At 69.3% G+C, this 23,456-nt stretch carries 21 protein-coding genes and 1 tRNA gene; 10 read left to right on the forward strand and 12 right to left on the reverse strand.

The window, feature by feature from the left end; all coding sequences use genetic code 11:
- Positions 1-146: 146 nt before the first annotated feature.
- The 5 genes from J2851_RS10620 to J2851_RS10640 form a co-directional block, all read right to left on the reverse strand.
- The gene (locus J2851_RS10620) at positions 147-386 is read right to left on the reverse strand and encodes a hypothetical protein (protein WP_209766237.1); all 240 of its coding nucleotides are present in this window, start codon (positions 384-386) and stop codon (positions 147-149) included.
- Positions 387-467: 81 nt separating this feature from the next.
- A complete protein-coding gene (locus J2851_RS10625; RefSeq protein ID WP_209766238.1) occupies positions 468-1,778 on the reverse strand; it encodes an MFS transporter in 1,311 nt (436 codons plus the stop codon).
- A gap of 12 nt (positions 1,779-1,790) precedes the next feature.
- The gene (locus J2851_RS10630; protein ID WP_209766239.1) at positions 1,791-1,994 is read right to left on the reverse strand and encodes a hypothetical protein; all 204 of its coding nucleotides are present in this window, start codon (positions 1,992-1,994) and stop codon (positions 1,791-1,793) included.
- 11 nt (positions 1,995-2,005) lie between these two features.
- Positions 2,006-3,640 (reverse strand): tetratricopeptide repeat protein, encoded by a 1,635-nt coding sequence (locus J2851_RS10635; RefSeq protein WP_209766240.1) that lies wholly within the window; start codon positions 3,638-3,640, stop codon positions 2,006-2,008.
- Positions 3,641-3,757: 117 nt separating this feature from the next.
- The gene (locus J2851_RS10640; protein ID WP_209766241.1) at positions 3,758-8,614 is read right to left on the reverse strand and encodes an NAD-glutamate dehydrogenase; all 4,857 of its coding nucleotides are present in this window, start codon (positions 8,612-8,614) and stop codon (positions 3,758-3,760) included.
- Positions 8,615-8,863: 249 nt separating this feature from the next.
- Between J2851_RS10640 and J2851_RS10645 the strand changes: the two genes are divergently transcribed.
- The gene (locus J2851_RS10645) at positions 8,864-10,954 is read left to right on the forward strand and encodes a PAS domain-containing hybrid sensor histidine kinase/response regulator (RefSeq protein ID WP_209766242.1); all 2,091 of its coding nucleotides are present in this window, start codon (positions 8,864-8,866) and stop codon (positions 10,952-10,954) included.
- A 27-nt stretch (positions 10,955-10,981) separates the two neighbouring features.
- On the opposite strand, the gene J2851_RS10650 is transcribed toward J2851_RS10645, so the two are convergent.
- Together J2851_RS10650 and J2851_RS10655 are read right to left on the reverse strand one after the other, a co-directional pair.
- Entirely contained in the window at positions 10,982-11,716 is a 735-nt protein-coding gene (locus tag J2851_RS10650) for an RraA family protein (protein WP_209766243.1), read from the reverse strand.
- A 641-nt stretch (positions 11,717-12,357) separates the two neighbouring features.
- Positions 12,358-12,432: transfer RNA gene (locus tag J2851_RS10655), tRNA-Gly, on the reverse strand.
- Positions 12,433-12,578: 146 nt separating this feature from the next.
- Here J2851_RS10655 and J2851_RS10660 point away from each other — a divergent pair.
- The 6 genes from J2851_RS10660 to J2851_RS10685 all read left to right on the forward strand — a co-directional run bounded on the left by J2851_RS10660 (position 12,579) and on the right by J2851_RS10685 (position 16,052).
- Positions 12,579-13,124 carry a prolyl-tRNA synthetase associated domain-containing protein gene (locus J2851_RS10660; protein WP_209766244.1) on the forward strand — a complete coding sequence of 182 codons (546 nt, stop codon included), beginning with the start codon at positions 12,579-12,581 and terminating at the stop codon, positions 13,122-13,124.
- Between the two features lie 78 nt (positions 13,125-13,202).
- Positions 13,203-14,165 carry a thioredoxin family protein gene (locus tag J2851_RS10665; protein WP_209766245.1) on the forward strand — a complete coding sequence of 321 codons (963 nt, stop codon included), beginning with the start codon at positions 13,203-13,205 and terminating at the stop codon, positions 14,163-14,165.
- 80 nt (positions 14,166-14,245) lie between these two features.
- Entirely contained in the window at positions 14,246-14,911 is a 666-nt protein-coding gene (locus J2851_RS10670) for an LON peptidase substrate-binding domain-containing protein (RefSeq protein ID WP_209766246.1), read from the forward strand.
- Positions 14,912-14,953: 42 nt separating this feature from the next.
- Positions 14,954-15,190, forward strand: coding sequence for a Trm112 family protein (locus J2851_RS10675; RefSeq protein WP_209766247.1), 237 nt, complete (start codon positions 14,954-14,956; stop codon positions 15,188-15,190).
- The gene (locus J2851_RS10680; protein WP_209766248.1) at positions 15,190-15,594 is read left to right on the forward strand and encodes a gamma-butyrobetaine hydroxylase family protein; all 405 of its coding nucleotides are present in this window, start codon (positions 15,190-15,192) and stop codon (positions 15,592-15,594) included. Before J2851_RS10675 ends, J2851_RS10680 begins: the two co-directional genes overlap by 1 nt.
- A gap of 134 nt (positions 15,595-15,728) precedes the next feature.
- A complete protein-coding gene (locus tag J2851_RS10685) occupies positions 15,729-16,052 on the forward strand; it encodes a hypothetical protein (protein ID WP_209766249.1) in 324 nt (107 codons plus the stop codon).
- 34 nt (positions 16,053-16,086) lie between these two features.
- Here the strand turns inward: J2851_RS10685 and J2851_RS10690 are convergent, their stop codons facing one another.
- Both J2851_RS10690 and J2851_RS10695 read right to left on the reverse strand, forming a co-directional pair.
- Complete coding sequence (locus tag J2851_RS10690) at positions 16,087-16,431, reverse strand: cupin domain-containing protein (protein ID WP_209766250.1); 345 nt, start codon at positions 16,429-16,431, stop codon at positions 16,087-16,089.
- Positions 16,432-16,442: 11 nt separating this feature from the next.
- Positions 16,443-17,126: an HAD family hydrolase gene (locus J2851_RS10695; RefSeq protein ID WP_209766251.1), complete on the reverse strand. Its 684-nt coding sequence runs from the start codon at positions 17,124-17,126 to the stop codon at positions 16,443-16,445.
- Positions 17,127-17,265: 139 nt separating this feature from the next.
- Here J2851_RS10695 and J2851_RS10700 point away from each other — a divergent pair, with 139 nt between their 5' ends.
- Together J2851_RS10700 and J2851_RS10705 are read left to right on the forward strand one after the other, a co-directional pair.
- Positions 17,266-18,429 carry a pyridoxal phosphate-dependent aminotransferase gene (locus J2851_RS10700; RefSeq protein ID WP_209766252.1) on the forward strand — a complete coding sequence of 388 codons (1,164 nt, stop codon included), beginning with the start codon at positions 17,266-17,268 and terminating at the stop codon, positions 18,427-18,429.
- Between the two features lie 253 nt (positions 18,430-18,682).
- Complete coding sequence (locus tag J2851_RS10705; protein WP_209766253.1) at positions 18,683-18,901, forward strand: DUF1127 domain-containing protein; 219 nt, start codon at positions 18,683-18,685, stop codon at positions 18,899-18,901.
- 217 nt (positions 18,902-19,118) lie between these two features.
- Here the strand turns inward: J2851_RS10705 and J2851_RS10710 are convergent, their stop codons facing one another.
- Positions 19,119-20,255: a type III PLP-dependent enzyme gene (locus tag J2851_RS10710; RefSeq protein WP_209766254.1), complete on the reverse strand. Its 1,137-nt coding sequence runs from the start codon at positions 20,253-20,255 to the stop codon at positions 19,119-19,121.
- Between the two features lie 435 nt (positions 20,256-20,690).
- Between J2851_RS10710 and J2851_RS10715 the strand changes: the two genes are divergently transcribed.
- The gene (locus tag J2851_RS10715; protein ID WP_209766255.1) at positions 20,691-21,185 is read left to right on the forward strand and encodes an MgtC/SapB family protein; all 495 of its coding nucleotides are present in this window, start codon (positions 20,691-20,693) and stop codon (positions 21,183-21,185) included.
- Here the strand turns inward: J2851_RS10715 and J2851_RS10720 are convergent, their stop codons facing one another.
- Together J2851_RS10720 and J2851_RS10725 are read right to left on the reverse strand one after the other, a co-directional pair.
- Positions 21,186-22,376: a multidrug effflux MFS transporter gene (locus J2851_RS10720; protein ID WP_209766256.1), complete on the reverse strand. Its 1,191-nt coding sequence runs from the start codon at positions 22,374-22,376 to the stop codon at positions 21,186-21,188.
- Between the two features lie 217 nt (positions 22,377-22,593).
- The gene (locus J2851_RS10725; protein WP_209766257.1) at positions 22,594-23,328 is read right to left on the reverse strand and encodes a M48 family metallopeptidase; all 735 of its coding nucleotides are present in this window, start codon (positions 23,326-23,328) and stop codon (positions 22,594-22,596) included.
- Positions 23,329-23,456 lie beyond the last annotated feature (128 nt).

The raw sequence follows: 23,456 nt of genomic DNA on the forward strand, positions 1-23,456 counted from the left end.
AAGGGAGGGGGCGCGTCTTGCCCCCTCCCTAACCCTCCCCCGCTCCGCGGTGGAGGGGATCTCTCCCTCTCCTGCGAAGCGGGGGAGGGAAGGGGCCCGCGGCGCAGCCGTGGGAAGGGTGGGGGCAAACCGCAGCGCGGCTCGCCCTACCGCCCCCGCGCCCCCATCAGCCGCGCCATCATGCCCGACAGGCTCGCCGGGTGATGCTTGCGGCCGTCGTCCTCCTCCGGCTTCAGCCGGCCGGTCGCGGCCATGGCGACGAGCAGCGCCGGATGCATCGGCGGGTGATGGCCGTCCGCATCGGTTCCCTGGCGGGTGACGCCGGAGTCGCGGGCCAACGCCTCGTTGATGTGCGCGAAGGCCTCGATGTCCTTGATGTGCAGCATATTCGTTCCGCCCTCCGGGCCGAGACTATTGTGCGTCGCAGCAAAAAGGAAGGTAGCAGCTTGGGCCGGCCGAATCTGTGATCAGGGTGCGGCAGACTGTCGCGCCGCGGGGCTTGGTGTCGGGGCCGGCTCCCGCACCGTCAGCATAAGCCCAAAACCGACCACGAAGAAAGCCACAACGCTCGCCATGCCGGCGCGCTGGCTCTCGAAGGCCTGGGTGGCCAGCCCGAAGGCCAGCGGGCCGAGGAAGCCCACCATGCGTCCGGTTAGGCTGTAGAGCCCGAACATCTCCCCCGCCATGCCCTGCGGTGCCAGCCGCGCCATCATGGAGCGCCCGGCCGCCTGCGCCGGCCCGAAGAAGGCGCCGAGCCCCAGCGCCAGGATCCAGAACCACAGCTTGTCGGTGGCCAGCAGAAGCGGCACGCCGAAGGTGATCAGGCCCAACAGGCTGATCAGGATGGTCGGTTTGGCCCCGGCCCGGTCGTCGACCCAGGCGAAGGCGATGGCGCCGATGCCGGCGACGACGTTGAGCGCGATCGCGAACATCACGATCTCCTCGAACGTCATGCCGAAGGCGTGGGCGGCGAAGATGCCGCCGAAGGCGGTGATGGTGTTGATGGCGTCGCGGTAGAAGGCGCTGGCGACCAGGAAGCGGACGACGTTCTTGTACTTGCGCGTCTCCGCCAGGGTCCGGCGCAGCATCGCCACGCCCTCCCGCGCGGCCTGCCCGATGCCGAGGCCGGTTGGCGGTGCGTCCGGCACCCACAGGAAGAAGGGCAGGGCGAACAGCCCGTACCACGCGGCGGCCAGCAGGGCCGTGGCGCGCACCGGTGCCTGCTCCGCCGTGCCGAGCAGCCCGAACAGCGGGGCCGGCGACTTGACGAAGACGAACAGTGCGATGACGAGGCAGACCAAGCCGCCGAAATAGCCGACGCCCCAGCCCCAACCGGACAGGCGCCCCAGCATGGACGGCGGGGCCAGCCCGGTCAGGCTGGCGTTGTAGAAGACGTTCGCCAGCTCGAAGGCGACCGTGCCGAGGACCACGCAGACCAGGGCGAACAGCGCGTAGGACGGGTCCGGCTTCACCCACCAGAGCGCGGCGCAGAACAGCACCGTCGTGACGGTGAACAGCGCCATCCAGGGCTTGCGCCGCCCGGTCCGGTCGGCGATGGCGCCCAGCACCGGGCTGAGCAGCGCGATCAGCAGGCCGGCGACGGTGAGCGCGGCACTCCACCGCGAGGCCCCGGCCACCTCGTCCCCGACCACCCCGCGGGCAAAATAGACGGAGAAGACGAAGGTCGTGACGATGGTGTTGTAGGACGAGTTGGCCCAGTCGTAGAGACACCAGGACGCGATGGCACGGCGGCTGGGCGCCTCAATGGGATCAGACATGGAGGACCGTCGTTACTGGCGGCACAAGCGTGCCGCAACCAGAGCGTTAATGGCGGACTGTTGATCGTCAAGCTTGGCGTCGATGCGGAGGAGCATGTGAAGCGCTCGGGACAGCGTTTCCGCAATCTCCCGGTCGCCTTCGACAAGCTGGGCGAGGTCGCGCTTCATTTGGGCGATGTCGCTTTCAAAGCGGTCGGATGTCTTGGCAATGGACATGAGCCAACCCCTCACCCGCCAATCCCGAAGGCGATCTGGTTGTTGTCGTAGCGCGCGACGACGGTCAGACGGTCGCCGGGGCGGACCCGGATCGGGGTTTCCAGGAAGGTCATGGCCTGCTTCCAGTGGTTCGTCCGGGCGCGGCTCTCCGACCGGTAGGTGACCTCCTCGTCCATGAACAGGTCGAACCAGAAGGCCACGCCGTGGCAGGTGCCCTCCCGGGTGATCTCCACCGTGATCTCGCGCTCGCCTTCCTCCGGCATGTTGCGGGTGAAGTCGAACTCCAGCGCGGTGAAGCCGGCGGACAGCGGCGTGTGGGCGTCGGCGGCGAGGTCGATCTGCTGGTAGCCCGGCGAGCGGAAGACGTCGAAGGTCGACATGTCGAAGCCGTCGATGGTCTTCACCGGGTTGATGCGGGCGAGATCCGGCGTTTCCACCAGCATGGCGTAGACGGTGGAGGCGCGCGGGATGATGGCGCCGCCGGGCTTCACCAGATGGGTGCGCGCGTGCTGGAGCACCGACAGCATGCGCGGCGCCAGCATGCCGATGTTGATCAGCTCCGACACGAAGACGTCGGCCTTCTCCGGCAGGTCGCCGCCGGCCCCGACGCTCAGCTGGGTGGACAGCTTCGGCACCACGCTGACGCGGTCGCCATAGCCGTTGTGCGCCACGGTTTCCTTCGCGACGCGGGCGAGGATCGGGTTGACCTCGCAGGTCACGACCCGCTTCGCGCCGGCGCGCGCCGCCATCATGGCGACGATGCCGGACCCCGTGCCGATCTCCAGCACCAGGGAGTCCGGCGTGACGGCGCGCTTCAGCGCCGCGTCATAGGCCTCGTTGCGCTCAAAATCGTTGATCATCGGCAGGTGCCAGCCGGGCACCGCGTTGGAATAGATCAGGCGCCGCGTGAACTGCACCAGCGGATGGTCGGGGGCGATGGCGCGGGCGGCCTCGATGGCCTCCACCGCCTCGTTGGCGCGGTCGAGGCTTTGCAGCGTGTGGGCGAGCCCGACATGGGCGGGGACGAAGCGGGGGGCGGCCTCGATCACCTTGCGGAAGGAAGCCGCGGCCTCCTCCAGCTCCCCGCGGGTGCTCAGCGCCTCGGCGAGGTTGTAGCGCGCCTCCAGATAGTCCGGGGCGAGGTCCAGCGCGCAGCGGAAATGGGTCTGCGCCTCGTCCAGCCGGCCAAGTTCCCGCAGGGTCGTGCCGAGGAAGTTGTGCATCTCCGGCGCGTCGGAGCGCAGCGCCAGCGCCGTGCGGAAGGCGGTCTCCGCCTCCTCAAGCCGAGCCAGCGACTTCAGCGCGTTGCCCAGGTTGCCGTGCAGCTCCGGCAGGCGGTCGTTCAGCACGATGCCGGCGCGGAAGGACTCCTCCGCCTCCGCGGCGCGGCCGAGCTGGAAGAGCAGGCTGCCGCGGCTGTTGTGGAAGGACGGGTCGTTGCCCTGCTCCGCGATCGCCTGGCCGAGCAGCTCCAGCGCGGCGTCGGGATGGCCGGTGTGGGCGGCGACGAGGCCCAGCAGGTGCAGCGCCTGCGCGTTGTGCGGGTCGGTCGCCAGCAGCGCCCGGCACGCCGCCTCCGCCCCGCCCAAATCGTTCGCCCGGAACAGGCGGATGGCGTCGAGGAGGGTTGGGGTGCTGTCGGTCATCGCGGCGGCTCCGGCTGGGCAAAAAGGCGCAAAACTGCGCGCACCATAGCCGGAAAGTGCTGTGAACGCATGGAAAACCCTCTCCCAGCGACGCTGGGAGAGGGTTTGTGGCGTCCCTTATCCCGCGGTCAACCCTCGCAGCTGCCGGTTCGCCACGGCCAGCATGGCGAGGTCGACGTTGGGCTGGGTGCGCAGTTCGGACAGAAGCTGCTCGACCCGCTCCACCACCGGGCGGTGCTGGGCGATCCAGCCGTCCACCGGGGCTTCGGCCGGCAGGTGGTCGGCCGTCTCCAGCACGCGGACGGTCAGCGCGGTCTGGTGGGCGAAGAGGTCGTCCACCAAGGCGGCGACCGCCTGCTTCTGCCAGTGGTTGTCCACCTTTGCCGACGCCGCCTTGTCGCGCAGCCACTCCAGCCCGAACCGGCGGCCCAGGATGAAGTAGACCGCGGCCACGGCCGACACGTCGCGCTTGGTGCGCCGCGCGATGCGGACGAGGTCGGGCGCCGCCGCTAGGACCGGCAGCGCGGCCATACGGTGGGCCAGCTCGGCCGGCACGCCCTGATCCGCGTAGGATGCCACGCGCGCCGACAGGCGGGCCGCCTCCTCCGCGTCCAGGAAGGCGTCGAGCCCGCCCAGCAGGGCCTCGATGCCCGGCCGGTAGGCCTCCGTCTCCGCCGCGATGTCCAGCGGCTGCGCGCAGCTGGTCAGGAACCAGGCGACCGCCCGCTCCATCAGCTGCACCGTCTCTAGGATCAGGCTGGTCTGCAACGCCGCCGGGACGACGTTGTCCAGGTCCTCGATCCCGGTCCACAGGGACCGCAGGCCGAAGCTGTCGCGCACGATGGCGTAGGCGCGGGCCACGTCGGCCGGCCCCATCCCCGTCTTCTCCATCATCTCCTTGACGAAGGTCGGGCTGGTGCGGTTGACGAGGCTGTTGGTGACGCTGGTGGCGATGATCTCGCGCCGCAGCCGGTGGCGGGCGACGGCCTCCGCGTGGGTCTTGCGCAGCGGCTTGGGGAAGTAGCGGATCAGGTCGTCGGCCATGAAGGCGTCGTCCGGCAGGTCGGACGCCAGCAGGTCGTCGTACAGCGTGATCTTGGCGTAGGCCAGCAGCACCGCCAGCTCCGGCCGGGTCAGACCCTCGCGGTCGGCCAGCCGAACCGACAGCTCCTCCTCGTCCGGCAGGTATTCGATGGCGCGGTTCAGGCGGCCGGTCTTCTCCAGCGCGCGGATGAAGCGGGCCTGCGCCTCCAGCGCGTCCGGTCCCTGGGCGCGGGCCACGGTCAGCGCCTGGGTCTGGAGGTAGTTGTCGGCCAGCACCAGCCCGGCCACCTCGTCGGTCATCTCGGCCAGCAGCCGGTCGCGCTGCTTGATCGTCATGTCGCCGCGGGCGACCACGTCGTTCAGCAGGATCTTGATGTTCACCTCGTGGTCGGAGGTGTCCACGCCGGCCGAGTTGTCGATGGCGTCGGTGTTCAGCCGCACGCCGTGCCGCGCCGCCTCGATGCGGCCGCGCTGGGTGACGCCCAGGTTGGCGCCCTCGCCGATCACCTTGGCGCGCACGTCGCGGCCGTCGATGCGCAGCGCGTCGTTGGCCTTGTCGCCGGCCTCCGCGTTGCTTTCCTCCGACGCCTTCAGGTAGGTGCCGATGCCGCCGAACCACAGCAGGTCCACCTCGGCCTTCAGCAGGGTCTGCATCAGCGCCTGCGGGGTGACGTGGTCCTTCTCGATCCCGAAGCGGGCGCGGATCTCCGGCGTCAGCTCCAGCGACTTGGCGGAACGGTCATAGATGCGCCCGCCGGCCGACAGCAGCCCGGCGTCGTAGTCCGCCCAGGACGACCGCGGCAGGTCGAACAGGCGCCGGCGCTCCTCCCAGCTCGCGGCCGGGTCCGGATCGGGGTCGAGGAAGATGTGCCGGTGGTCGAAGGCGGCGAGCAGCTTGATGTGCTTCGACAGCAGCATGCCGTTGCCGAACACGTCGCCGGACATGTCGCCCACGCCCACGACGGTGAAGTCCTGGGTCTGGATGTCGCGCCCAAGCTCCCGGAAATGGCGCTTCACCGATTCCCAGGCGCCGCGGGCGGTGATGCCCATCTTCTTGTGGTCGTAGCCGGCGGAGCCGCCCGACGCGAAGGCGTCGCCCAGCCAGAAGCCGTAGTCGATCGACACCGAGTTCGCGATGTCGGAGAAGGTCGCCGTGCCCTTGTCGGCGGCGACGACCAGATAGGGGTCGTTCCCGTCGTGTCGCACCACCTCGGCCGGCGGCACCACGCCCCCCTCGGCGTCGAGGTTGTCGGTGATGTCCAAGAGGCCGCGCATCAGCGTCTTGTAGCACTCGATGCCTTCGGCCAGCGCCGCCTCGCGGCCGGCAGCGGCGGGCGGCGGCCGCTTCACGACGAAGCCGCCCTTGGAGCCCACCGGCACGATGACCGTGTTCTTGACCATCTGCGCCTTCATCAGGCCCAGGATCTCGGTGCGGAAATCCTCGCGCCGGTCGGACCAGCGGATGCCGCCGCGGGCGACCTTGCCGCCGCGCAGGTGCACGCCCTCCATGCGCGGGCTGTAGACGAACACCTCCACCATCGGGCGCGGCAGCGGCAGCTCGTCGATGTGGCGGCTGTCGATCTTGAAGGCGATGTAGGTCTTCGGCTTGCCGTCCGCCCCGGCCTGGTAGGCGTTGGTGCGCAGCGTGTTGCAGACCAGGTTGAGGAAGCGCCGCAGGATGCGGTCCTCGTCCAGGTTCTTCACGCCGTCCAGCGCGCGCTCGATCTCCGTCACCAGACCCGGATCGTTCGGCACCTGGCGGGCCGGGTCGAAGCGGGCGTGGAACAGCGCGGTCAGCTTGCGCGCGATGGCCGGGTATTCGGCCAGCGTGCTTTCCACCACGTCCTGCCCGTAGGCGATGCGCGCTTGGCGCAGGTACTTGGCGTAGGCGCGCAGCACCGTGACCTCGCGCGCGGTCAGCCCGGCGCGCAGCACCAGCCGGTTGAAGCCGTCATCCTCCATCCGGCCGTCCCAGACGGCGGCGAAGGCCTCCTGGAACTTCTCCTTCACCATGGCGCAGTCGATGGGCAGGCCGTTCTGGCTGCGCGCGGTGAAGTCGTGGATCCACACCGGGGCGGCATGGCCGGCGACCGTCACCTCGAAGGGCTGCTCGGTGATCACCTTCAGGTCCATGTGCTCCAGCATGGGCAGCACGTCGGACAGCGGGACCGGCCGGCCCTCGTGGTAGATCTTGACGTGCAACTCGTGCGCTTCCGCCTCCAGCGGGCGGTAGAGGTTGATGCCGAGCCCGCCCTGCGCGATCGCCTTCTCGATGCGCTCGATGTCGGTGACCGCGGTCTCGGCGTTGAACTGCTCGCGGTAGCTAGTCGGGAAGGCGTCGGCGTAGCGGCGGATCAGGGCGCCGCCCTCCTCCTCGCCGTGCGCCTCCAGCAGGGCGTCGCGCAGGTGGTCGTCCCAGCCGCGGGCGGCCTGCACCAGCCGCGCCTCAAGCTCGGTGGCATCCACCGCCGGGACATGCCCCGGCTCCGTCCGGATGATGAAGTGCAGGCGGGCCAGCACGCTCTCGGTCAGCTGCGTGGTGAAGCCGGAGCAGGTGCCGTTGTAGGCGCTCTCCAGGATGGTCTGGATGCGCCGGCGCAGCGTGGTGTCGTAGCGGTCGCGCGGCACATAGACCAAGCAGGAGGCGAAGCGCTCGAACGGATCCTTGCGCACGAACAGCGCCAGGCGCTGGCGTTCCTGCAGATGCAGGATGCCGATGGCGATGTCGAACAGCTCCTGCGGCTGGATCTGGAACAGCTCGTCGCGCGGGTAGGTCTCCAGGATGTGGAGGAGCGCCTTGCCGTCGTGACCCTGCGGGTCGAAGCCGGCGAGGCTCATCACCTCGGCGACCTTGCGGCGCAGGTACGGGATCTCGCGCGGGCTGCGGTTGTAGGCAACGGAGGTGAACAGGCCGGCGACCAGCCGCTCGCCGACGATCCGGCCGTCGGCGTCGAAGCGCTTGATCAGAACGGCGTCCATCGGCACGGCGCGGTGCACCGGCGACGGGCGGTTGCCCTTGGTGACCATCAGGACGCGCGGGTTGCGCAGGAAGTCGCGCACGTCCGGCGGCAGAGTGGCGTAGTTGCGCAGGCCATCGAAGACGGTGACGGCGTCGTCGCGCAGGATGCCGAGCCCGCTGCCGGGGACCAGACCCAGCGGCTGCTCCCCGCCGTCCCCGGCGTCGCCGAAGCGGTATTCGCGGTATCCCAGGAAGGTGAAGTGGTCGTCGTCCGCCCAGCTGAGGAAGGCCTTGGCCTCGTCCACCTCGTCGGCCGGAACGGTGGCGCGGGCGGCGTCGGCGTCGGCCACGGCCTCGCGCACCTTCTCGCGCATGGCGCGCCAGTCGGCGACGGCGGCGCGCACGTCGGCCAGCACGCGTTCCAGCCCCTCGCGGGCGCGGGTCAGCGCCTCGCCGTCGGGCACCGCGCCGACCTCCACGTGCATGAAGGATTCCGGTGCCGCGTCGGTCGGCGCCGCCGCGGGCTCGTACAGGTCGGTCAGCTGGCCGGAGTCGTCGCGCTTCACCCGCACCACCGGGTGGATGACGAGATGGACGGTCAGCCCCTGGCGGTTCAGCTCCGCCGTGACGCTGTCGACCAGGAACGGCATGTCGTCGTTGACGATCTCCACCACGGTGCGGTGGGACTGCCAGCCGTGCTCCTCGACGCGCGGGTTGTAGACCCGAACCTTTGCCTTTCCTTCGGGCGCCTTGCCAGGTTCGCGCTGCTGGCCCCACTGCCACATGGCCAGCGCCGCCCCGTAGAGCTGCTCGGCCGAGGCCTGGATGATGTCGTCGGGGGGCACGTTGTCGTAGAACTGCCGCACGAACCGTTCCGCCGGCGCCGCGCGGGTGCGGCCCAGCCGCTCGCGCACCTGACGCACGACCTCTTCGGTCAGCTCGTCCTTGAGCTGTTCGGCCCTGAGAGCCATCGCTCGATCCCTTCCCTGTGGTCGCCCCGGTTTTGTTCGGGCGGTTTTGCTCGGTCACGCTTTGCTCGGTCACATGGGGGGAGCGTAGCGGATCTGCCGATCCTGGCAACAGGCCGTGGGGCGTGATCGGAAGAGTTCCGGCCTATAACCTACGGACAGGTTGTGGGGCCGGACGTCTATGGCCGACTGTTGCATATCGGATTGACTTTCGTCGAGCGGCGCCGCCGCTTCGGGGCGGGAGGGCACGGAATGGATGCCGCCGTCGGACTCCTCGTCGTTGCCGCCGTGGCGCTGGTCTCCGGTGCCGCGGGGTGGGCGTTGCGCGGCCGCCGATTATCCACGGCTTCCGGTGAGACGCCCGACGAGCCTGTCCCGTTAGAACCCGCCGTCCCTCCTGTTCCGTCCGCATCCGAACCGCCCCCAACCGAATTCCCGGCTTCCGAAAGGGCGGGCACCCTGACGCAGGCCATCCTGGACGCGGCCGTGGACGGGATCGTCATCATCGGCGAGACCGGCATCATCCGATCCGTCAACGCGGCGGCGGAGCGGATCTTCGGCTACCCGGCGGAGGAGGTCGTCGGCCGCAACGTCAGCATGCTGATGCCCGAGCCCTACCGGTCGGCCCACGACGGCTACCTGGCCCATCACCGCGAGACCGGCGAGACGCGCATCATCGGCAAGGGCCGCGAGGTGCAGGGACTGCGCAAGAACGGCCACGTCTTTCCCATGGACCTCGCGGTCGGCAGCGCCGTCGTGGACGGGGAGCATCTGTTCGCCGGCATCGTGCGCGACATCTCCATCCGGCGGGAGACGGAGGAGCGGTTGCGCTACAGCGAGGCGAAGAACCGCGCCATCCTGGAGGCGGCGGTGGACGGCATCATCACCATCGACGACCACGGCCGCATCGAGAGCTTCAACCGCGCCGCGGAGCGGATCTTCGGCTACAGCGCGGCGGAGGTGCTGGGGCGCAACGTCAGCATGCTGATGCCGGCGCCATACCGGCAGGCGCACGACGGCTATCTCGACAACTACCTGAAGACCTCCCAGCCGCGCATCATCGGGATCGGGCGCGAGGTGGAGGGGCGGCGCAAGGACGGCGAGACCTTCCCCATGGATCTGGCGGTGGGCGAGGGGTTCCTGGCCGGCCGGCGCATCTTCGCCGGCATCGTGCGCGACATCACCGAGCGCAAGCGCGCCGACGCCGACCTGCGCACCGCCAAGGACGAGGCCGAGCGGGCCAGCGTCGCCAAGACGAAGTTCCTGGCGGCGGCCAGCCACGACCTGCGCCAGCCCGTGCAGTCGCTGGTGTTCTTCACGGCGGCGCTGGCCTCGCAGCTGCCCGAGGGCACCGCCCGGGCCATGGTGGACGACATGGAGGTGGCGGTGGCGGCGCTGAAGACGCTGCTCGACAGCCTGCTCGACGTCTCGAAGCTCGACGCCGGCGTGGTGTCGGTGCGGCCGATGATCTTCCCCGTCGACAGCGTCCTGGCGACCACGCGGGTCAGCTACACGACGCTGGCGGCCGCCAAGGGGGTGCGGCTGACGGTGGTGCCCAGCAACGCCCTGGTGCGCACCGACCCGGCGCTGTTCGGCCGCATGGTCCAGAACCTGGTGGACAACGCCGTGCGCTACACCGGCGAGGGCCGCATCCTGGTCGGCTGCCGCCGCCGCGGCGACCTGCTGCGCGTGGAGGTCTGGGACACCGGCATCGGCATCCCGGCCGGCCAGACGGAGGAAATCTTCGAGGAGTTCACGCAGATCGGCAACCCGGAGCGCGACCGGGAGAAGGGGCTGGGCCTCGGCCTCGCCATCGTGAAGCGGCTGTCGCGGCTGCTCGGCCACCGGGTGTCCGTGCGGTCGGTCCACGGGCGCGGCTCCGTCTTCTGGGTCGAGGTGCCGCTGCAGGCCACCGTCCGCCTGCGCCCGCCGGCGCAGCGGAGCGAAATCGTGGTCGGCGACGGCGCGGGGCGCGGCGTGATCGTGCTGATCGACGACGAGCCGGTTGTCTTGTCCAGCCTGCGCGCCGTCCTGGAAAGCTGGGGGTTCGAAGTGGTCGCGGCGGAGTCGGCGACCGAGGCCATACAGCTCCTCGCCGCGCGGGAGCGTCCGCCGGCCGTGATCCTCGCCGACTACCGCCTGCGCGAGGGGCGCACGGGGACCGAGGCGATCCGCGACGTGTGCGACCTCTACCGCCGCGCCATTCCCAGCATCATCATCACCGGCGACACCGCGCCGGAGCGCATCCGGGAGGCGGAGGCCAGCGGGATCAGCGTCCTGCACAAGCCGGTGACGCCGCCCGTCCTGCTGAGCGCCCTGACCCAGACCATGGGCAACGCCTGATCCGAGGGCTTGGCAGGGGCCGGCGGCTCAGTGTGCGGCGGGGAAGTCGAAAAGGTCCGGATCGGGGAGCGCCAAAGCCGTCAGCAGAGGCAGGGCGGATGCGATCGGAGTCGGGAGGGGGCGGTCCTTGGCCCCGATCTCCAGGATCAGGCGTTCCGGGGGGCGGTCCGGGAGATGCTCCAGCCGCGCCATCCGGTCCTGGCACTGCCTCAACGCCTCTTCCGCCGCCAGCAGGGGGACGACGGCCACGCCGTCGTCGTCGCCGACCAGCAGGTCGCCGGGGCTGACGGCGACGCCGCCCACCATCACCGGCAGGTCCATCTTGCCGCCGACCGCCCTGTGCGGGGCGCGCGGCACCGCGCCCTTGGCGAAGACCGGGAAGCCGAGAGCGCGGATTTCGCGAAGGTCGCGCACCGCGCCGTCGATCACAAGGCCGCCCAGCCCCCGCGACTTGCAGCTGCGCGTCACCCACTCCCCGGCCACCGCCACGGTCTCCAGGCCGGCGCCGCCGACGACCACGACGTCGCCCGGTTCGGCCAGGCTGCAGGCGGTCAGCAGGACGCTGTTGTCGCCCGGCATGGGGGTGACCGTGCGGGCCTGGCCGCACAGGCGCGTGCCCGGTGCGCAGCTGCGGATGCCCGGCGCCACAACGTGCCCGCAGCCCAGCGCGTCGGCCACGACGCGGCTCGGCACCGCGCGCCAAGCGTCCAGGAGTCCGGGCGACAGGCGCGGGAAGTTCACGATGTACCGTTGCAGACCCATGGGGCGAAACCTTTGCCGACAGGCGAACGAGGCGTGGACGGGAGGTGGGCGATCAGGCGTATCGGGCAACCAGGCAAGACGCAGCCAAGGCACGGCACGGCAGCGAACACGCTGTGGACGCAACGGTGTGGCCGGCGCTTCGGCGGCGGGCCGTCCTGGTCCGCGTTCCGAAGTCGCGATTCCGAAGCCCTCGCCGAATTGCGTGTCTTTTGTTTCTTATTTTAAAGATAACCGATCGAAGGCAAATACGCAATCCGTTTGCCAAGCAGATGGCGCGCCAAAGCGAATACAGTCGGATGTCGACGGAGGAACATGCAAGTGCATGCGTCGCTTCCCCCAACTAACGGCCGCCGGACCTCCCGGAGTCGCGGCGTGCTCCGGCGGACTGTTGTTGGGCGTTAGCTGGAATGGTGCGCTCTGCAGAGGATCGGTGGGCGCCGGGGCGCTGCCGTTACATCCGGCGCTGCGACAGAGCAGCGCAGGCGGCGGGTTGGCCCACCCGGGTTGGCCCATCAGGCGAGACAGGGCGGTCGAAGCAGGGAATGCCTGGAAACGCGAAGGGCCGGCGCCACAGTGGCCCGGCCCTTTGTCTTCGCGGTGCTTGACCGGTTTGTCACCGGCCTGTCTTCCCCTCGGAAGACTGGAGCGGGCGAAGGGATTCGAACCCTCGACCCCAACCTTGGCAAGGTTGTGCTCTACCCCTGAGCTACGCCCGCGCTCCACATCGCCGTTCGGACCGTCTCACGGTGCCGTCCGGCGGCGTGCGGCGGACTATACTCATCGCCGAACGCAATGCAAGCGTCATGTTTCACTTTTTTGGGACGTCTGGACGAATTTCCGGTGCGAGGCTAAAAACATCAGCATGGACAACGCATTGACCACCGACGGCACGGCCGGGGCGCCGCTGCCGACGAGCCCGGAGCAGCTCCTGGAGCATCTCGCGGCGCTCGGCATCCCGACCGTGACCCACAGCCATCCGCCGGTCTTCACGGTGGAGGAAAGCAAGGCGCTGCGCGGCGTGCTGCCCGGCGGTCACTGCAAGAACCTGTTCCTGAAGGACAAGAAGGATCGGCACTGGCTGGTGGTGGCGCTGGAGAACGCGCGGATCGAGATGAGCCGCCTCGACAAGGTCATCGGGTCGGCGCGGCTGTCCTTCGCCTCGCCGGACCGGCTGTGGCGGCATCTCGGCGTGCGGCCGGGGTCGGTGACGCCCTTCTCGCTGATCAACGACCGGGACCACCGGGTGACCGTCGTCCTGCAGCAGCAGATGCTGGAGCAGGACCCGCTGAACTTCCACCCGCTGCTGAACGACCGCACCACGGCGATCCGGCCGGACGACCTGATCCGCTTCATCCGCGCCGGCGGGCACGAGCCGGTGATCGTGCCGTTCGGCACCGAGGAGGAGTGAGGCCGGCACCCGACGCTTGCTTAACGCACCTCATGCGCTCATCTATTCGGCAAGATCGCACAGGGAACCAAGACCGCCATGTTTTCCATTCCGCCCGCCAAGCCCCCCGCCGGTGCCGCCAACGCCGGAGCCGCCACCGCGGCGGCCGGTGACCTGATCAAGGACAGCAGCGACCGCAACTTCATGGCCGACGTGATCGAGGCTTCGCGCTCGGTCCCGGTGATCGTCGACTTCTGGGCCCCCTGGTGCGGTCCCTGCAAGCAGCTCGGCCCGATCCTGGAAAAGACCGTGCTGGCCGCCAAGGGCAAGGTGCGGCTCGTCAAGATCGACACCGACAAGGATCCGATGATCGCCTCGCAGCTGCGCGTGCAGTCGATCCCCGCGGTCTACGCCTTCTTCCAGGGGCGGCCGGTGGACGGCTTCATGGGCGCCCTGCCGGAGTCGCAGGTGAAGGCCTTCGTGGAGAAGCTGGTCAAGCTGGCCGGTGCCGCGGGCGGCGACGCCGGCGACGTGCTGGAGGAGGTGCTGGCCCAGGCCAAGGAGGCTCTGGAGGCCGGCGACATCCAGACCGCGTCGGAGATCTACAGCGAGATCCTGCAGGCCGATCCGGAAAACATCAACCCCGCCGCCTACGCCGGCCTGGTCCGCTGCCTGATCGCCACCGACGACCTCGTCCGCGCCAAGCAGATGCTGGACCAGACGCCGGAGTCGATCGCCAAGGACAAGGAGATCGCGGCGGTGCGCAGCGCGCTGGACGTGGCCGAGCAGGCCGCCAACGCCGGCCCGATCCCGGATCTGATGGAGAAGGTCGCCCACAACCAGGACGACCACCAGGCCCGCTTCGACCTGGCGCTGGCCCTGTTCGCCGCGGGCAAGCGCGAGGCGGCGGTGGACGAGCTGCTGGAGCTGGTGCGCCGCGACCGGACCTGGAACGAGGAAGCCGCGCGCAAGCAGCTGGTGAAGTTCTTCGAGGCCTTTGGCCCGACCGACCCGCTGACCATCCAGACCCGGCGCCGTCTGTCGTCCATCCTGTTCCGCTGACGTTTTCCGGTGGCTTTTTTCCAAGGAGCGGGGACGGGGCTTGCTCTGTTCCCCGCGCCGGGGGGCTCTATATTCGTCGCATGAGCCGGACCCCCTTCGACCCGTCGCTGAACCGCCTCCCGCGGCTGCTGCCGATCTTCCCGCTTGCGGGGGTTCTGCTGCTGCCGCGCGGGCGGCTGCCGCTGAACATCTTCGAGCCGCGCTACCTCGCGATGGTCGAGGACGCGCTGGCGTCCGACCGCATGATCGGGATGATCCAGCCGACCGACCCGGCCAGCCGGGAGCGCGAGCCGGCGGTCTACGAGACCGGCTGCGCCGGGCGCATCACCAGCTTTTCCGAAACGGACGACGGCCGCTACCTGATCACCCTGACCGGGGTCAGCCGCTTCGCCATCCGCAGCGAGGCGGAATGCCTGCGCGGCTACCGGCGTGTCGTTCCAGTGTGGGAACGTTTCGCCTCCGATCTGAACGACGGCGGCGGCGACGTCGACCGCCCGCGGCTGGTGGCCGGGCTGAAGGCCTATTTCAAGACGCAGGGGCTGTCGGTGGACTGGAGCGCCATCGAATCGACGCCCGACGAGCGGCTGGTCACCTCGCTCGCCATGATCTGCCCCTTCACGCCCAGCGAAAAGCAGGCGCTGCTGGAGGCGCCGGACCTGCCGGAGCGCGCGAAGCTCTTGATCGCGCTGATCGAGATGGCCATTCTCGACGGCCATGACGGCGACGGCAGCGTGCCGCGCCACTGAACCCCGTTTCCCGTTTCCGATTTTGACCGCGAGGCCCGTTCCATGAGCGCCCACATTCCCGAGGACACGCACGGCGAAGGCAAGTCGCAGGCTCGTGTCGACCCGAAGCTTCTGGAAATCCTCGTCTGCCCGCTGACCAAGGGCCCGCTGCGCTACGACGCCGAACGCGCCGAGCTGATCAGCGAGCGCGCCGGCCTGGCCTATCCGATTCGCGACGGCATCCCGATCATGCTGATCGACGAGGCGCGCAGCCTGGACAAGAAGCCGGGAGCGGCCTGATGTCCGAGGAGCATTTCGCGTCGGACGAATTCGGCACGAAGCACTGGCCGCTGGAGATCCGCCTGAAGAAGGAGGAGAAGCGGCTGGAGATCGACTTCGACGACGGCCGGACCTTCTCCTACCCCGCGGAATTCCTGCGCGTCCACAGCCCCTCGGCCGAAGTGCAGGGCCACGGGCCCGGCCAGAAGCAGACCGTCTCCGGCCGCCGCCACGTCGGCATCATGAGCCTGGAGCCGATCGGCCGCTACGCCGTGCGCATCGTCTTCGACGACCTGCACGACAGCGGCATCTACTCCTGGAAGCTTCTGCACGAGATGGGCGAGGACCAGGACCGGCTGTGGGCCGAGTATCTGGCGGAGCTGGAGGCCAAGGGCCTGAGCCGCGACCCGCGGGGGCGGCGCTGATCCGACCCGTCTTGCCGCCGGCGGGCTGCGGCGCACCGTCGCAGGGGCCGGCCGTCGGCGGCGCTTGAGCCGATTCGCGCCATTTTATAGATACCGCTCCTGCATGGATCGACCCTTCCACCGGGGAGGACCGCATGAGCAAGACGGGCGCTTCCAACGCCTCCCCCTACTGGAACCCGCTGGGCGAGACCGGCGGGAACCGCGGGACGGAGGGCAACCAACAGGTCGAAGACGGACAGGACGAGGGCGGGACTGAGGACGTCCGCGACCGGCGCCGCGAGCGCGCCGCCGCCGTCCTGGCGCGCCGGATTCGGCGCCGGTCCACCATGCGCGACCTCGCCCGCGCGCTGCTGATCGGGGCCCTGGTGACCCTCGCCGTCCTCGCCGTGGAGATCGGCCGCAAGGCCTTCGTGGTCATCAACCGCGCCGACCTGACGACGTCAACCACCACCGGCTGATTTCTACGGGGCTGATTTTTAAGGGGCTGATGGTTCAGGGCAGGATGACGACGTAGCGCTTGGTGGTCGTCTCCGTCACCTCCCACACGCCCTCGAAGCCGGGTTCCAGCGTGAAGCGGTCGCCAGCGCGGACGGTCCAGCGCCGGCCGTCGGCGTGGGTGATGGTGCTGACGCCGTCCAGGATCTCGCAGTATTCCCACTCGTCGTAGACGATCCGCCAGGCGCCGGGGGTGCAGCGCCAGACACCGGCGAAGCGCTTGCCGTCCGGCGATTCGTACTGGTTCCAGGTGGTGAAGACCGGGGAACCGGAGAGGATCCGGTCCGGGGCCGGGCCGCCGGTTTCCGGCTCGGCGGGGTCGGTCAGCAGGGTCAGGCTCATGTCCGTTGTCCTCACCAGGCGTTCAGCAGGGGCGGCAGGTCGCGCACCGTGTCGATGCGGCGGTAATTCTCCGTCGGCGGGGCGGCCTCCTCGTGCGCCCAGGTGATGGCGTAGGGCACATGGACGGCGTGGCCGCCCACGGCCAGCACCGGCAGGATGTCCGACCGCACCGAATTGCCCACCATGACGAAGCGCCCCGGCGCCACCCCGTGCCGGTCGAGCACGCGGCGGTAGGTGTCCGGGTCCTTCTCGCTGACGATCTCCACGGCGTCGAAGCGCTCAACGAGGCCGGAGCGGGCGATCTTGCTCTCCTGGTCGAACAGGTCGCCCTTGGTGATCAGCAGCAGGCGGTAGCGGCCGGACAGCGCCTCCACCACCTCCGCCACGCCGTCCAGCAGGTCGACGGGGTGGTCCAGCATCGCCTTGCCGAAGTCGATCAGGCTCTGGATGTCGCGCCCGGCGATGCGCCCGTCCGTCAGGTCGACCGCCGTCTCGATCATCGACAGGACGAAGCCCTTGATGCCGTAGCCGTAGACGCGCAGGTTCGCCCGCTCCGCCGCCAGCAGCCGCCGGTCGATGTCCGCGGGGTCGGCCGCGTGGGCGAGCAGGGCGCGGAACCGCTCCTGCGTCATGGAGAACAGCGACTCGTTGTGCCACAGCGTGTCGTCGCCATCGAACGCAATGGTGTCGATCATCGTATGAGTCCAGTTCCCGTGCGGATGGTGGGGACCAGAGGTATGACGGCTGCGCGTCTGTGTCCAGCGACGGTTCGCCTCGCGGACGGTCGTGGGTTCGCATAGACTGGCGCGCAACGAAAAATCGCGAGGGTGGGACATGGTTGCGGAGTTCGACATCCGGCCGGGCATCCAGGCTCTGCCGGCCAGCGCCATCGTGACGGTGGCGAACCACGGCCGCGGGCGCGAGGGGCTGATCCCGCTGTGGTTCGGCGAAGGCGACCTCGCCACCCCGGACTTCATCCGCGAGGCGGCGGACCGCGCCATCCGCGACGGCCACGTCTTCTACACCTACCAGCGCGGCGTGCCGCCGCTGCGCGAGGCGCTGTGCGCCTACCTCGGCCGGGTGCACGGCGTCCCGGTGCCGGTGGACCGCATCACCGTCACCACCTCCGGCATGGCGGCGATCATGAACGCCATGCAGATGCTGGTCGATCCGGGCGACGAGGTCGCCGTGGTCAGCCCCGTCTGGCCCAACGTCATGGCCGCCGTGCGCGTCCAGGGCGGCGTGCCGGTGGAGGTTCCGATGACGCTCGGCAACCAGGGCTGGGTCCTGGACCTGGAGCAGCTGTTCGCCGCCTGCGGACCGCGGACCCGCGCCATCTTCGTCAACTCTCCCGGCAACCCGACGGGCTGGATCATGCCGCGCGAGGACATGGCCCGCGTCATGGCATTCGCGCGGGAGCGCGGGCTGTGGGTGATCTCCGACGAGGTCTACGCCCGTCTCGTCTACGACGGCCGCACCGCGGCGCCGTCCTTCCTGGAGGTGGCGGACCCGGAGGACAAGCTGATCGTCGTCAACAGCTTCTCCAAGAACTGGGCGATGACGGGCTGGCGGCTCGGCTGGATGGTGACGCCGGCGGCACTCGGGCCGGTGCTGGAGAACCTCGTGCAGTTCTCCACCTCCGGCACGCCGGGCTTCATCCAGATGGCCGGCGTCGCCGCCATCGAGCAGGGGGAGCCCTGGGTGGCCGAGACGGTGGAGCGCTGCCGCAAGGCGCGCGACCTCGTCTGCGGCGCGCTGGCCGCCTTGCCGCGCGTGCGCATCCAGCCGGCCCCCGGCGCCTTCTACGCCTTCTTCCAGGTGGAGGGGGAGACGGACAGCGTCGCGCTGGCCACCCGCATCATCGACGAGGCGCTCGTCGGGCTCGCCCCGGGGGCGGCGTTCGGGCAGGGCGGGGAGGGGGCTTTGCGCCTCTGCTACGCCAGCCGGCTCGACAAGCTTGAGGAGGCCATGGGCCGCTTGGCGCGCGTCTTGGGTTGAGGAAAAACCCGTTCGCGGGCCGATTTGTTGGTGTGGTGCACAATTTGTGGCGCCCAAAAAATGGACAAAGGCCCGCGGAACGTGCATCGGTGATATTCCTACGACAGGTATCGAGAAAGCACACAGCTCGCATACGGACTTGGCGGTGGTAGGTTCACGTATGATGAGCAATATTCTTTCTCACGAACCGAGGGCGTGGCGGCTGGTACCGGCAGGGCCCCCTCGGGCCACCTTTCAAACAGGAAGAACCACCATGGCTTTGGCTCTGCGTTCGGCCACCGTTGGCCGCAGCAATCGGGCTGCTCCGGTGGCGCATGTGCTGGACACCGTTCTGGACACGTTCGCCCTTTGGCGGCAGCGCATTCTCACCCGCCGCGAACTGGCTCGTCTCGATGACCGCATGCTGCACGACATCGGCATCAACCAGCTCGAAGTCGACTACGAGGTCAACAAGCCGTTCTGGAAGGCGTGATGCCTTCCGGATCGCTGGACCCGGAAAAAAGGGCCGCTTCCATCGGGGAAGCGGCCCTTTTTGTTTTTCAGTATTTTCACCACCAAGGCACAAAGACACCAAGAATCCTCGCGCTCTCCACGGCGTGGACTCTTGGTGTCTTGGTGCCTTGGTGGTGAAACCAAAAAGCCCCCTCCCGAAGGAGAGGGCTTTTTTCGTCGTCAGACTTTGGTCGAGGTCAGATGCAGATCTGCTGGAGCGGCGCGAAGCCGTTGAAGCAGACGGCCGAGTAGGTCGTCGTGTAGGCGCCGGTGGCGTGGATGCGCACGCGGTCGCCGGGCTTCAGGTCCAGCGGCAGCTTGTACTCGGCGCGCTCGTACAGCACGTCGGCCGAGTCGCAGGTCGGGCCGGCCAGAACGACCGCTTCCGTGTCGCCGTCCCCATCATCGCCCATCACCTGGATCGGGTACTGGATCGCCTCGTCCATCGTCTCGGCGAGGCCGCTGAACTTGCCGATGTCCAGGTAGACCCAGCGCTTCAGGTCGTTGGCCGACTTGCGGGAGACGAGCACGACCTCGCTCTCGATGATGCCGGCGTTGCCGACCATGCTGCGGCCCGGCTCCACGATGGCTTCCGGCAGGCGGTTGCCGAAGTGGGTGCGCAGCGACTCGAAGATCGCCTGGCCGTAGGCGGTGGTCTGCGGCACGTCGGTGCGGTAGCGGGTCGGGAAGCCGCCGCCCAGGTTGATCATGCCGAGGTCGACGCCCAGCACCTCAAGCTCGCGGAACAGCTGCGCCACCTGGAAGATGGCATGGTCCCACTGCGTCAGGTCCTTCTGCTGCGAGCCGACGTGGAACGACACGCCGTAGGGCACGACGTCCATGTCGCGGGCCTTCAGCAGCAGCTCCCGCGCCATGGCGAGGTCGCAGCCGAACTTGCGCGACAGCGGCCATTCGGCGCCCTCGCCGGAGGTCAGGATGCGGCAGAACACGCGGGAACCGGGGGCGGCGCGGGCGATCTTCTCCAGCTCCTCGGCGCTGTCGAAGGCGAACAGCCGCACGCCCAGCTCGAAGGCGCGGCGGATGTCCGACTCCTTCTTGATCGTGTTGCCGTAGGAGATGCGCTCCGGCGTGCAGCCGGCGGCGAGCACCATCTGGATTTCCGGCACGCTGGCGGTGTCGAAGGCCGAGCCCAGGCGGGTCAGCAGGCCCAGGATCTCCGGCGCCGGATTGGCCTTCACGGCGTAGAAGATCTTCGCGTCCGGGAGGGCTTCCTCCAGGTCGTGGTAGTTGGCTTCGACGACGTCCAGGTCGACGACAAGGCAAGGCGTCTGCGGGCGCTGCTCTTCGAAAAAGCGCGCAATCTTATCGGTCATCTCAGTCTCCCGGACGCAAGATGAAGGTGTCAGGACGAATTGTGGGGTAGTCGGGGGCGGAACGGCCGATCGCTTCTGACCAGGAAAAAAGGTCAGGCGTTCCGGCCGCCCATACTGGACTGCCGATTGACCTTGCCTGCGTGGAACAGGCCTGTCCGGGCGGGGAGTGTTCGATAACGGGTGAGCCGGTGCCCACCCACAACAACATGAACCATCGTAACCTCCAAGTCGCCGCCTTGCTTAAGGGACGGTCGGGGATCACGCGTTACGTCGTTGCATAACCACATCTCGAAAAGACGAGGGGCGGGCCAGCGGCACGTGCGCTTGCGAGTTGCGGTTACATAGATCCAATGGCCGGCCTTTTAAAGTGAAAAATCCTTCACGCCGCAAAAAAGTGTCAGTCCCGTGGCCGGAGCAAAAAAGCGGAGACAAATCATGGACTTGAATACCGCTATCCCGGTTGGGGAAATGGCCCTCCGGCTGTTCGCGGCGGCGGTCTGCGGGGCGGCGCTCGGCCTAGACCGGGAGATGCGCGGCAAGGCCGCCGGCCTGCGCACGAACACGCTGGTCGCGATCAGCTCGGCGCTCACCACGCTGGTGGCGCTGGAGCTGTATTGGGACCTCGCCCGCCATGGGGATGAGGGCCGGATGGACCCGACCCGGGTCATCCAGGGAGTGGCCCAGGCGGTCGGCTTCATCAGCGCCGGGGTCATGTTCCGCGCCGGCAATTCCGTCCACGGGGCCACCACCGCGGCGGTGATCTGGGTGGCCGGCGCGCTGGGGATCGCCTGCGGGGCCGGCTACTACCTGCTGGCGGGGATGGCCACGGCGCTCTGCCTGCTGGTCACGGTGCTGTTCACCTACGCCGTGCGCCGGCTGCCCGTCGCGACCCGATCCGAGGACCGGCCGGAGGCCCAGCCCGAAGACTGATCAGCGGCGCCGCGCCATCATCCGGTGCGACAGCGCGGCGCCTAGCGCGACCAGCCCGATGGCGCCCATCATGGGCAGCGGCGTGCCCGTCTGCAGGTGCCCCACCGCCGCGCCGACCAGCGCCGCCACCGCCATCTGGGTGAAGCCCACCAGGGAGGAGGCGAGGCCGGCCATCATCGGGTAGGGGCCGACCGCGGCGGCCATGGCGTTGGGCAGGGTCAGCCCGGCCCCGACCATGAACAGGAAGACCGGCGCCACGATCGCCACCAGATGCAGCGCCCCGGCCAGAGCCAATGCCACGCCCAGCAGCCCGCCGGCCAGAGACACCGCGGTGCCGGTGCGGATCATCCAGGGGCCGCCCATGCGCTGGCTCATGCGCCCGGCGAAGAAGGAGCCCAGCGTGTAGCCCAGCACCACGACTCCGAAGCTCGCCCCGTACTGCGCCGGGGTCAGGTGCAGCCGGCCGATCAGCACGAAGCTGGACCCGGAGATGAAGGAGAAGATGCCGCTGTAGGCGAAGGCGACCGTCAGCATCTGGCCGAGGAACGCGCGGTCGCGCAGCAGAAGGACGTAGTTGGCGACCAGCCGGCCGGGCTTCAGGGCGTTCTCGTCGCGGTGCGTGTTGGTCTCCCCCAGCAGAACCTGGGTGGCCGCCAGGATTCCCGCCGCGAAGACGGTCAGCAGCAGGAAGTTGCCGCGCCAGCCGATAAGCTCGGTGATCACGCCGCCCAGGACCGGGCCGATCGCCGGGGCCAGCGTCATGGCCATCGCCATGTAGGCCAGCACGGTCGCCGCCCGGTCGCGCCCGAACACGTCGCGCACCACCGCCCGCGCCACCACCGGCCCGCAGCAGGCGCCCAGCGCCTGGAAGAAGCGGGCGACGATCAGCCCGCCGATGTCGTTGGTCAGCGCGCAGGCGGCACTCGCCACCAGATAGATGGTGATTCCGCCCAGCAACGCCGGCCGCCGCCCGAACCGGTCGGACACCGGCCCGTAGACGAGCTGCGACACCGCGAAGCCGGCCAGGAAGACCGACAGCGTCAGCTGCACCGTCGCGATGTCCGTCCCGAACACCGTGACCAGAGTCGGCAGGGAGGGCAGGTAGAGGTCCGTGGACAGCGGGCCGAAGGCGACGAGCGCGGTCAGCAGCACACGAACGGCGAGCGAGTCGGGGCGTGGAGTCGGCGGCATGGGGAATGGCTTCGGGTGCGGCGGGGGCGGCACCTTAGCAGATGCGGGCGGGCGATTCTCCCCCTCTCCCAGCCCCGCTGGGAGAGGGAGGGGCCCGCCGCGAAGCGGTGGGAGGGTGAGGGCAAGGTTTTCCCGAGAAACCAAGCCCTCACCCTCCCATGCTGCGCATGGGTCCCTCCCTCTCCCGCCGGGGGCGGGAGAGGGGATCAGGCCGCCCTCACCCGTAGCGCAGCAGCCGGGCGCCGTTGGTCTTCAGCCAGGCGCGCGGCGCCTTCACGTCGGCGGTCAGCTGCGCGCAGAGCGCCCAGAAGCGGGCGGAGTGGTTCATCTCCCGCAGGTGCGCCACCTCGTGGCCGACGACATAGTCCAGCACCGCCTCCGGCGTCAGGATCAGCCGCCAGGAGAAGGACAGGCGCCCGGTGGCGGAACAGCTGCCCCAGCGGCTCTTGGTATCGCGCACGGTGACCGCCGCGACCCGCGCGCCGATCAGGGCGGCCTTGGCGCGCGACCGCTCCGCCAGCTCCCGCCGGGCCTCGGCCATCAGGAAGTCGCGCACGCGGCGGGCGACATGCTCCGGCTGGCCGCCCACCACGATGGCGCCGTCCTCGCGCCGGGTGGCGCCGCGCAGGTCGGGGGCGTGGCGGATCACATGGTCGACGCCGAGGTAGGGGACGACCGCCCCGTCGCTGAAGGGCAGCTGCGGCGGCAGCGCCGCCAGGCGCGCCCGCACCCAGCCGTCATGCCGCCCGACGAAGCGAAGCGCCTCCGTTTCCGAGACGCCGACGGGGATCACCACCTGGATCAGCCCGCGCCCGGCGTCCACCCGCAGGGTCATGCGCCGCGCCCGCGCGCTCTCCCGCAGTTCCAGCGGAACGGGCAGGCCGGCCACGGCCAGCGCGCGGGGTGCCTTCGCTTTCGGACGGGCGGGGCTGGGGGTGCGACGAAAGATCATGGCCCTTTATAGACCGCTCCCTGCGCGGAGGCCAACGGATCGGCACCGTTGCGGATTCGAACGGATTTTGTCTCAACTGAGTTCCGCATGCGACATTTGACTCCGGCGCCAAGTCGCAAGATAAAGCA

Source organism: Azospirillum rugosum (assembly GCF_017876155.1).
In the GTDB taxonomy this organism is placed as follows: Bacteria; Pseudomonadota; Alphaproteobacteria; order Azospirillales; family Azospirillaceae; genus Azospirillum; species Azospirillum rugosum.

Coding starts and splice junctions, on each gene's coding strand:
- J2851_RS10635 (WP_209766240.1), bottom strand. CDS start 3,640: ATGACCGACAGCACCCCAACCCTCCTCGACGCCATCCGCCTGTTCCGG.
- J2851_RS10665 (WP_209766245.1), top strand. CDS start 13,203: ATGTTTTCCATTCCGCCCGCCAAGCCCCCCGCCGGTGCCGCCAACGCC.
- J2851_RS10630 (WP_209766239.1), bottom strand. CDS start 1,994: ATGTCCATTGCCAAGACATCCGACCGCTTTGAAAGCGACATCGCCCAA.
- J2851_RS10650 (WP_209766243.1), bottom strand. CDS start 11,716: ATGGGTCTGCAACGGTACATCGTGAACTTCCCGCGCCTGTCGCCCGGA.
- J2851_RS10715 (WP_209766255.1), top strand. CDS start 20,691: ATGGACTTGAATACCGCTATCCCGGTTGGGGAAATGGCCCTCCGGCTG.
- J2851_RS10700 (WP_209766252.1), top strand. CDS start 17,266: ATGGTTGCGGAGTTCGACATCCGGCCGGGCATCCAGGCTCTGCCGGCC.
- J2851_RS10725 (WP_209766257.1), bottom strand. CDS start 23,328: ATGATCTTTCGTCGCACCCCCAGCCCCGCCCGTCCGAAAGCGAAGGCA.
- J2851_RS10670 (WP_209766246.1), top strand. CDS start 14,246: ATGAGCCGGACCCCCTTCGACCCGTCGCTGAACCGCCTCCCGCGGCTG.
- J2851_RS10705 (WP_209766253.1), top strand. CDS start 18,683: ATGGCTTTGGCTCTGCGTTCGGCCACCGTTGGCCGCAGCAATCGGGCT.
- J2851_RS10620 (WP_209766237.1), bottom strand. CDS start 386: ATGCTGCACATCAAGGACATCGAGGCCTTCGCGCACATCAACGAGGCG.
- J2851_RS10695 (WP_209766251.1), bottom strand. CDS start 17,126: ATGATCGACACCATTGCGTTCGATGGCGACGACACGCTGTGGCACAAC.
- J2851_RS10720 (WP_209766256.1), bottom strand. CDS start 22,376: ATGCCGCCGACTCCACGCCCCGACTCGCTCGCCGTTCGTGTGCTGCTG.
- J2851_RS10690 (WP_209766250.1), bottom strand. CDS start 16,431: ATGAGCCTGACCCTGCTGACCGACCCCGCCGAGCCGGAAACCGGCGGC.
- J2851_RS10640 (WP_209766241.1), bottom strand. CDS start 8,614: ATGGCTCTCAGGGCCGAACAGCTCAAGGACGAGCTGACCGAAGAGGTC.
- J2851_RS10710 (WP_209766254.1), bottom strand. CDS start 20,255: ATGACCGATAAGATTGCGCGCTTTTTCGAAGAGCAGCGCCCGCAGACG.
- J2851_RS10685 (WP_209766249.1), top strand. CDS start 15,729: ATGAGCAAGACGGGCGCTTCCAACGCCTCCCCCTACTGGAACCCGCTG.
- J2851_RS10645 (WP_209766242.1), top strand. CDS start 8,864: ATGGATGCCGCCGTCGGACTCCTCGTCGTTGCCGCCGTGGCGCTGGTC.
- J2851_RS10625 (WP_209766238.1), bottom strand. CDS start 1,778: ATGTCTGATCCCATTGAGGCGCCCAGCCGCCGTGCCATCGCGTCCTGG.
- J2851_RS10680 (WP_209766248.1), top strand. CDS start 15,190: ATGTCCGAGGAGCATTTCGCGTCGGACGAATTCGGCACGAAGCACTGG.
- J2851_RS10660 (WP_209766244.1), top strand. CDS start 12,579: ATGGACAACGCATTGACCACCGACGGCACGGCCGGGGCGCCGCTGCCG.
- J2851_RS10675 (WP_209766247.1), top strand. CDS start 14,954: ATGAGCGCCCACATTCCCGAGGACACGCACGGCGAAGGCAAGTCGCAG.